At 62.7% G+C, this 8,104-nt stretch carries 6 protein-coding genes; 3 read left to right on the top strand and 3 right to left on the bottom strand.

The window, feature by feature from the left end; all coding sequences use genetic code 11:
* The first annotated feature begins 69 nt into the window (after positions 1-69).
* Entirely contained in the window at positions 70-2,343 is a 2,274-nt protein-coding gene (locus HF680_RS05200) for a class I SAM-dependent DNA methyltransferase (protein ID WP_317133998.1), read from the top strand.
* Positions 2,344-2,345: 2 nt separating this feature from the next.
* On the opposite strand, the gene HF680_RS05195 is transcribed toward HF680_RS05200, so the two are convergent.
* Both HF680_RS05195 and HF680_RS05190 read right to left on the bottom strand, forming a co-directional pair.
* The gene (locus HF680_RS05195) at positions 2,346-2,723 is read right to left on the bottom strand and encodes a response regulator (RefSeq protein WP_045811250.1); all 378 of its coding nucleotides are present in this window, start codon (positions 2,721-2,723) and stop codon (positions 2,346-2,348) included.
* Positions 2,720-4,216 (bottom strand): HWE histidine kinase domain-containing protein, encoded by a 1,497-nt coding sequence (locus HF680_RS05190; RefSeq protein WP_317133994.1) that lies wholly within the window; start codon positions 4,214-4,216, stop codon positions 2,720-2,722. Before HF680_RS05190 ends, HF680_RS05195 begins: the two co-directional genes overlap by 4 nt.
* Positions 4,217-4,347: 131 nt before the next feature.
* Here HF680_RS05190 and HF680_RS05185 point away from each other — a divergent pair, with 131 nt between their 5' ends.
* Complete coding sequence (locus tag HF680_RS05185) at positions 4,348-5,868, top strand: carboxylesterase/lipase family protein (protein WP_185224272.1); 1,521 nt, start codon at positions 4,348-4,350, stop codon at positions 5,866-5,868.
* A gap of 9 nt (positions 5,869-5,877) precedes the next feature.
* Here the strand turns inward: HF680_RS05185 and gor are convergent, their stop codons facing one another.
* Positions 5,878-7,260 carry a glutathione-disulfide reductase gene (gene gor / locus HF680_RS05180; RefSeq protein WP_185224271.1) on the bottom strand — a complete coding sequence of 461 codons (1,383 nt, stop codon included), beginning with the start codon at positions 7,258-7,260 and terminating at the stop codon, positions 5,878-5,880.
* A 426-nt stretch (positions 7,261-7,686) separates the two neighbouring features.
* Between gor and HF680_RS05175 the strand changes: the two genes are divergently transcribed.
* A complete protein-coding gene (locus tag HF680_RS05175; RefSeq protein ID WP_185224270.1) occupies positions 7,687-8,058 on the top strand; it encodes a hypothetical protein in 372 nt (123 codons plus the stop codon).
* Positions 8,059-8,104: the final 46 nt, after the last annotated feature.

Below are 8,104 nucleotides of genomic sequence, written 5' to 3'. Positions count from 1 at the left end.
GCTGCGCGGCCCGGCCTGTTGCTCACCCCACGCTGCGAGGCGTAACTAACCCAAGGACTCTGGTCGCCGCTGGATGAAAACTCAGGGGCACGTCAGCTTGAACGGGAGGGATATCTTCGCAAGGCCTGTGAGCTGGCGAAGTCTTTTCACAACGCCTTGTGCCACATCACAGTGCTTGATCCTGCCTGCGGGACGGGCAACTTCCTTTCCATCGCCATGGACAGGATGAAGGGCCTTGAGGGCGAGGTTGTTGAGCGACTGGCGTCGCTGGGTGTTTCGCAGCGCGTGCTTGAGACAGATGGATTGTCGGTCGGCCCACGTCAGTTCATGGGCATCGAGAAGAACCCCCAAGCCGTCTGGATAGCCACCGTCGTCATGTGGATCGGCCATCTACAATGGCATTACCGGCACTCGGGCCAAGTGCTTACGTCCAATCCAGTTTTGAAGAATTACTGCGTCATCGAGCAGGGCGATGCGATCTTGCGGACAACTCAGATCCCCTGTTCATCATCGAGAGACGGCGTACGACACATTGAACCATTCGCGCCAACATGGCCAAAAGCCCACTTCATCATCGGAAATCCCCCCTTTATCGCGGGGAAGAATCTTCGCGACGAACTGGGCTCTGACTACGCCGAGGCGCTTTGGGCGTCTCGTGGAGAGCGGTTTCGGTCTGCCGATATCGTCACGGTTTGGTGGGACCGAGCGGCGGAAATTCTCATCGATGATGCCGCGAACCGAGGTCCGTTCAATGACCTCTCTGGTTCGCTTAGAACCCAGTCCATGCTTGCGCCGGCATTGCAGCGTTTCGGTTTTGTGACGACGAACTCAATCACTCAAACATTCTCACGCCGCGTAATTGAGGAGAGGCTTCATGGCGACGTGCCGATCCGATTGACGTTCGCCATTGCTGATCATCCTTGGATTAAAGGTAGGGGCGCCGCAGCCGTCAGGGTGGCGATGATGGTCGCAGAAGCTGGGCCTCCTAATGGGCGGGGGAGGCTGCTGTCTATTGCGCAGGAGAGCGCGGAAGGCGTGACCTATTCAGAAGCCAAAGGCGATATCGGCAGCGATCTCACGCTTGGGCGCGGGGTCGAACGAACCGTGCGCCTGAAGGCCAACGCAATGCTGGCTTACCGCGGCGTGCAGTTGATGGGAGACGGCTTCCTGATTGCTTCGGAGAAAGCTGCGGTATTGGCCAATCAGTCGTTTGATCGACAGACCATACCTCTCAGGTCCTACCGCAACGGCAAGGATTTGACGGACCGCTCGCGGGACCTTCAAGCCATCGATCTGTACCGATGGTCACAGGAAGAGGCCATTCGACAGCATCCCGGCTTCATGCAGCATTTGATGGAAACGGTGAAACCGGATCGGGACGCCAACAACAGAGCATCTTATCGTGAAAACTGGTGGATTTTCGGCGAGCCGAGACGAGAACTTCGTCGGGCTTTGGAAGGATCGCCGCGCTTTATTGTGACGGTAGAGACGTCAAAACATCGCTGGTTCCGGTTTCTCGACGCCTCGATATTGCCAGATAATCGGTTGGTCTGCATTGCGTCTGACGACCCGTTCGTGCTGGGCGTGCTGTCGTCCAAGGTGCATCGGGCGTGGGCGCTTGCCGTCGGTGGAAAACTTGAAGATCGCCCTGTCTATTCTAAGGGAATGTGTTTCGACCGCTTTCCATTCCCCAACGCAAGTCCATTGCTGCGTGAGGAAATCGCCACCGTTGCGGAGGGTCTGGACGATCTGAGATCCCGCGTGCTGGGTCAAAATGCGGACCTGTCGATGACGGGCCTGTACAACGTGATGCAAAAGATCCTGGGCGGCGTAGCGCTTACCGAAAATGATCGAACCATCCGGCAGGCAGGTTGCGTGGACCTGCTTTTGCATATGAGCCAGCGTTTGGATGCGCTGGTTTTGCAAGCTTATGGATGGCCCTCAGATATCGGTGACGAGGCCATGATTTCACATCTGGTGGCGCTCAATCAAAGCCGAGCAGGGGAGGAAGACGCAGGGCAGATCCGTTATCTTCGACCTGGCTACCAGACAGGCAAGTCTCCTAAATCCCGCAAATCACACCCATCGATGCAGAACGAGGCGCCCACTTCTCGCCCGGTCTTACCGTCTGACGAAATCGCGCGAATTATGACTGTGTTGGAGGTGATGCGCGGAGTAGGGAGGCCGTTGGAAATCGAACATCTCGAAACCTGTCTCGAGATTCCAAAACGGGCGAAGGCCGTCACCGAAAGCCTTCGACACACTCTGGATATTCTAACAGCGGCCGGGAGCATTTACAGAACGGACGAAGGCTGGTTCGCGCCACGGCGGATGCCGAGTTAGGGTCAGGCCTCGGCGACGCCCATGGCCTTCATCAGGGCGTCGCGGATGGCGGCTTCGGTGAAAGGCTTCTGGATCGTGGGTTGGCCGCGCCACTCGTCGGGCAAACCGCCTTCGCCGTAGCCGGTTGAAAAGACGAACGGCACGCCGCGTTCCTTCAGCGCCTCGGCGACGGGAAAGACCTGACGACCGGCGACGTTCACGTCCAGCAGGGCGGCGTCGAGATTGTCCGTCTCTCGGGCCAGTTTTTGGCCGTCGTCCACATTGGAGGCGGGACCGATCGGCACGCATTCCATGTCTTCCAGAATGGTTTCCAGAAGCATGGCCACTAGGGATTCGTCCTCGACCACGAGGACACGGCGACCGGTCAGAGGTTGAGTCATTGTGCGGCCGTCCTGTCCAGTGGAACCGTCAGTTCCGCGATCAATCCATCGGCGGCGTAGACCAGATCGATCTCGCCCGCCAGATCATGTCGAATGTTTCGTTCAATCAAGCGGCTACCAAAGCCTCTTCTTTCCGGAGTCGTAACCTTCGGGCCGCCGATTTCTCGCCAGCTCAGCTTCAGTTTCCGGTCACGCTGATCCGCCAGGCCCCAGTCGATGAGGATGCGACCGTCCGGGGTATAAAGAGCGCCATATTTGGCGGCATTCGTCGCAAGTTCATGGAAAATCATGCCCAGCGACAGGACGACGGCCGGCTCCAGCGACACCGGCGGTCCATTCAGGCTTATGCGGGTCGGCCCGTAAGCTTCGGTCTCGTGTTCCAGGATGGCGCGCAGGTCGGCGCCCTCCCAATGGCTTTGCGTCAGCAGGTTGTGGGTGTGCGACAGCGCCATGATCCGCGACTGGAATGTCTCCGCAAAGCTTGCAGGGTCGGTGTTGGAGCGTGCCGTCTGGATGGCGATGGACTGCACCGTGGCCAGGGTGTTCTTCACGCGGTGGTTCAGTTCGTCGATCATCAGCTTCTGGCGCTGTGCGGCCAGGACGTTTTCGGTGATGTCGTGGCCCTGAACGAAGATGCCCACGACCGCGCCCGCGTCGTCGCGGATCGGTTGATAGATGAAGTTGAGATAGACGGTTTCCAGCAGCCCGTCGGGCTTGCGCTGCAGCTGGGCCGCGCTTTCGCGGCCTTCATAGGGTTCGCCTGTGGCGAAGACGCTATCGAGGAACTCGTAATAGCCTTGGCCTTCCAGTTCCGGCAGGGCCTGCCTGACGGGCTTTCCGGCGATGTCCCTGTGGCCGATGAGTTGGCTGTAGGCGTCGTTGTGCATCTGGAACCGGTGATCCGGCCCGGACAGGATGGCGACGAAGCCGGGCGCCTGCATGAACATTTCAACGAGACGATTGCGCTCGGTCTCTAGGCGACGATTGTCCTCCTGCACCGACTGGGCGCGACGCAGGACCGAGCCGCCGACGATGGCGTCCAGCGCGGTGGTCGGCTCATCCGGGCGGATCACGGGCGCCAGGTCCGTCACATCCGTGGTGTGCTGAAGCAGCATGACCACTTCGCCGTCGGCGTTCAGGATGGGCGTATGGGTGGCGCTCCACAGACGCTCTTCGAAAACCTCGCTGCCGTCCGGCTGGGCTCGAGGCATCGAGAAGCGCACGACCGCCAGATGATCGCGTTGGCGGGTGTCGCGCGCCTTTTCCAGTGAGGCACGGACTTGGCGGACGTTCTCCGGGGCGTCCGAGCCAGGGCCAGAATCGAAGGTCGAGAACAGGGGCTGACCGATCATGTCGCTACGCTTGGCGCCTGTGACATCCATATAGGCCTGGTTGACCTCGGCGATGCGCAGGTCAGGCGTAATCAGCACGTACGGATTGGGCGAAGCCTCAAAGGCCGCGCCCAGATCTACGGTCAGGTCGCTTGATTTCACTGTTTCGTTCAACGCCTACCCCGCACAGCTTGGCGATAACGCGCCATATCGAAAACGGTTCTCTCACCGTGTGTCGTGATCTGTGATCGCAAGATGATTGGCGCGCCGCCGGAATTTGCTAATCAGCGAGCATGACAATCGCCGGCGTTTTCGCCACCCTCTCGCTCATGATGGCGCCCGCAGCCGACCAGCCCACCGTCCGCATTCAGCAAGGCGTCCTGAACGGGCGCGCGGACGCCGATGTGGCGACGTTCAAAAACATTCCCTATGCCGCGCCGCCGACGGCCGAGCGGCGTTGGCGACCGCCCGGTCCCGCGCCGACCTGGCAGGGCCAGCGGGACGCCTCGGCCTATGGTCCGCTGTGCATCCAGGCGCCCCCGAACGGCGACCCCGGCGTCGGTCCCTTGCCGATGAGCGAGGACTGTCTGAACCTGAACGTCTGGCGGCCGATCAGCGCGGCGCAACCTGCCCCAGTCATGGTCTGGATTCACGGCGGCGGCCTGGTCAATGGGTCGGGAACCGCGCCGCTATATGACGGAACGAACCTGGCCAAGCGCGGCATGGTCGTGGTGACGCTGAACTATCGACTGGGGCGGCTGGGCTTCTTCGATCATCCGGCGCTGGCGGCCGAGCGCCCGGCAGGCGAGGCGGCGGGCAACTACGGTCTGATGGACGTGACGGCGGCGCTGAAATGGGTGCGCGCCAATATCGCGGCCTTTGGCGGCGACCCCGAGAACGTGACCATCTTTGGCGAATCGGCGGGCGGGGCGATCGTCACGCGGCTGATGATCTCGCCGCCGGCGCGCGGTCTGTTCGACCGGGCGATCGTTCAGTCCGGACTGGGGCGGGAGTTGCAGACGCCGCTGGACCGGAAAGGCGCCTATGGCGCGCCCTCAGCGCGGGAGCGCGGCGAGGTCTGGGCCTATGGCGCGGGACTGCGGACGGCGGCGGATTTGCGCGCGGCGCCGGCCGATCTGTTCCTGACGCCGCCGCCGGTCTTCGCCAACGGCGACCTGACGCTGATCGACGGGCGGGTCGTGCCGTCCACGGTTGAGGCGGCGTTCAAGACGGGGCGGCAGGCCCCGGTGCCCTTCATCATCGGCAGCAACAGCGCCGAGTTCTGGTGGATGCGGCCCACCGATCGCAACGGCTATGGTCAGATCGACGACGACATGACCTGGCTCGAGCGCGCCGACGCCGTTCAGGCCTATGGCGGGCTGGAGGCGTTCGACAAGCTGGCGATCACGGATCTGGTGTTTTCAGAACCGGCCCGAATGCTGGCGCGGCTGCATGCCAAGGCGGGCCATCCGGCCTGGCTCTATCGGTTCGATATCTCGTCGCCGCAGAATCCGGAGCCGCATGGCGGGGCGACCCATGCGATTGAGCGGCCCTATGTGTTCGGCACTTTGAACACCCTGCCTTATCCGGTCGAGGATCGGGACCGCAAGGCGTCGGAGGCCATGATGGGCTACTGGACCGCCTTCGCGCGCTCGGGCGATCCGAACGGCGTCGGGCGGCCGCGCTGGCCTACGGCGACGCTGAGAGACACCCGGCTGATGAACTTCGTCAATGCGGGACCGACCGTGACGCCCGTGCCGTTCAGCGCCCGGCTGGACCTGCTGGAACGGTTCCGCGAGCGGCCCCGGCCGTGAGCGCAAGCGTCAGCCGGCGGAGGTCGCGCCCGACTGCTTCTCCTTCAGAGTGACCAGCTCTTCGGCCATGGTCGGGTGAACGGCGCAGGTGGCGTCCCACTGCGCCTTGGTCAGGCCGGCCTTCACCGCGATGGCGGCCAGCTGGATCATCTCGGGGCTGTCGGGACCGACGATATGGACGCCGACCACGCGCTGGCTGTCGGCATCGACCACCAGCTTCATCAGCACCCGCTCGTCCGAGCCGGTGAAGGCGTATTTCATCGGCCGGAACCGGGTGACGTAGACATCGACGCCGTTCGAGCAGGAGCGGCGGGCCTCGGCCTCGCTGAGGCCGACGACACCGACGGGCGGCTGGCTGAAGACGGCGGTGGCCACGGCCTCGTAGTCGAATTGCTGGGGATTGTCGCGATAGACGGTCTGGTGGAAGGCGACGGCCTCGCGGATGGCCACGGGCGTCAGGTTCATCCGGTCGGTGACGTCGCCGATGGCCCAGATGTTCTCCGCCGTCGTCCTGGAATAGGCATCGACCTTGATGGCGCCCGCTTCATTCAGCTCTACGCCTGCGTTCTCCAGCCCCAGATCCTTGACGTAAGGGACGCGGCCGGTGGCGAACATGACGACGTCCGTCTCCAGCTTCATGCCGTTTTCGAGGTGGTTTATGAGGCCGCTATCGGTCTTTTCGATCTTCTCGTGCTGGCAGCCCAGGATGACCTTGATGCCGCGCTTTTCGATCTCTCCGGCAAGGTGCGCGCGCACATCGTCGTCGAAGCCGCGCAGGATGTTGGGGCCGCGATAGATCAGGGTCGTCTCCACGCCCAGGCCCGCGAAGATGCCGGCGAACTCCACCGCGATATAGCCGCCCCCCGCGATCAGGATGCGCTTGGGCAGTTCCGGAAGGTGGAAGGCTTCTTCGGACGTGATGGCGTGCTCGATCCCCGGCAGTTCGTCCGGCTTCCAGGGGCGGCCGCCCGTGGCGATCAGGATCTTCTCGGCGGTGATGGTGCGATCCTTGCCGACAATCTCGACCGTGTGGGCGTCTTTCATAACCGCCCGACCGTGGACCAGTTCGACCCCGGCCTTGCCCAGGTTGGCGGCGTAGATGCCGGACAGGCGCGCGATTTCGACGTCCTTGGCTTCGAGGAAGGTGGGCCAGTCGAATCTGGCGTTGTCGAACGACCAGCCGTAGCCCTCGGCGATCTCGAGCGCGTGGCTGACCTCGGAGGCCATGACCATGAACTTCTTGGGCACGCAGCCGCGAATGACGCAGGTGCCGCCGACCCGATATTCCTCGGCGACCGCGACCTTCTTGCCATCCAGCGCCGTCAGCCGCGCCGCCCGCACCCCGCCCGAACCGGCGCCGATGACGAAGAGGTCGTAGTCGTAGTCGGCCATAGGTCGGTTTCCGTTCAGCAGCAGGCATCGGCATTTAAGCCGCTCCGTGCGAAATCCAAGAGGGCTCTAGCTGTCGATAGACGGAGGCGACGATGGTGGGTGATCACAGGGATGAACTGTGAACGAGGTAAGTGCAGAAAATTCAACAAGCTATGTCCAGCCTGCGGCCAAAATTTGGATAACTTTTGGATATGGTTCTGCTCTCTCAGGTCCCTCCCAATTCACAATCACGCAAACTAGTCAAGAGACTAAAAGCCAAAATTCTTGACAATATGGTTAATATCGCGTAGGGTCCGAAAGTCGGTGAGGGGGCCTCCCCGATACGGCCGGGGGCGTTGGCGCCCTCTCGATTTTCGAGCCACCGTCCCCCGTTTATCCTTTCCACGGCCTCGCCCAGGGCGGCGCGGCCCTCTGAGTTTTCATCTCATGACTGACCAAAAGTCGGCGGTCCTTCGGGCCGTCGTGCGCGCCGCCGTGCTGCGCTCTGCGCCGGGCGTCAGCGACGCCCAGGCGGCCGACATCAGCCGCCGCGTAATCGCCGTCGACCTTCCTGAAATCACCGGCGACGGCGATATCCGCCTAGCATCCGGCGAGCCCTTGGTGGACGCCTTGGCGCGCCATGCCCAGGCCGCGCCGCACCTTTTCACACCGGCCGAGCCGACCGCCCAGGCCGACGCCGCCGCCGCGTCGCGGGCGAAGCTGGCGGCGATGAAGGCGGGTGCCCGCCTCGAGGCGGCGAACAACGCTGGCGTGACCGGCACCTGGGTGAACGACTTCCGAAAGGGGCGCGGTCAGTGAGCGAGCCCCTGAACCTGATTGGAAGCCGCGAACTCGCCGCGCGTCT

It is taken from the genome of Brevundimonas huaxiensis (genome assembly GCF_014218725.1).
GTDB classification, from domain to species: Bacteria; Pseudomonadota; Alphaproteobacteria; order Caulobacterales; family Caulobacteraceae; genus Brevundimonas; species Brevundimonas huaxiensis.
Note: the sequence above shows the minus strand (reverse complement) of the source record. Positions and strands in the feature narration are given on the sequence as shown.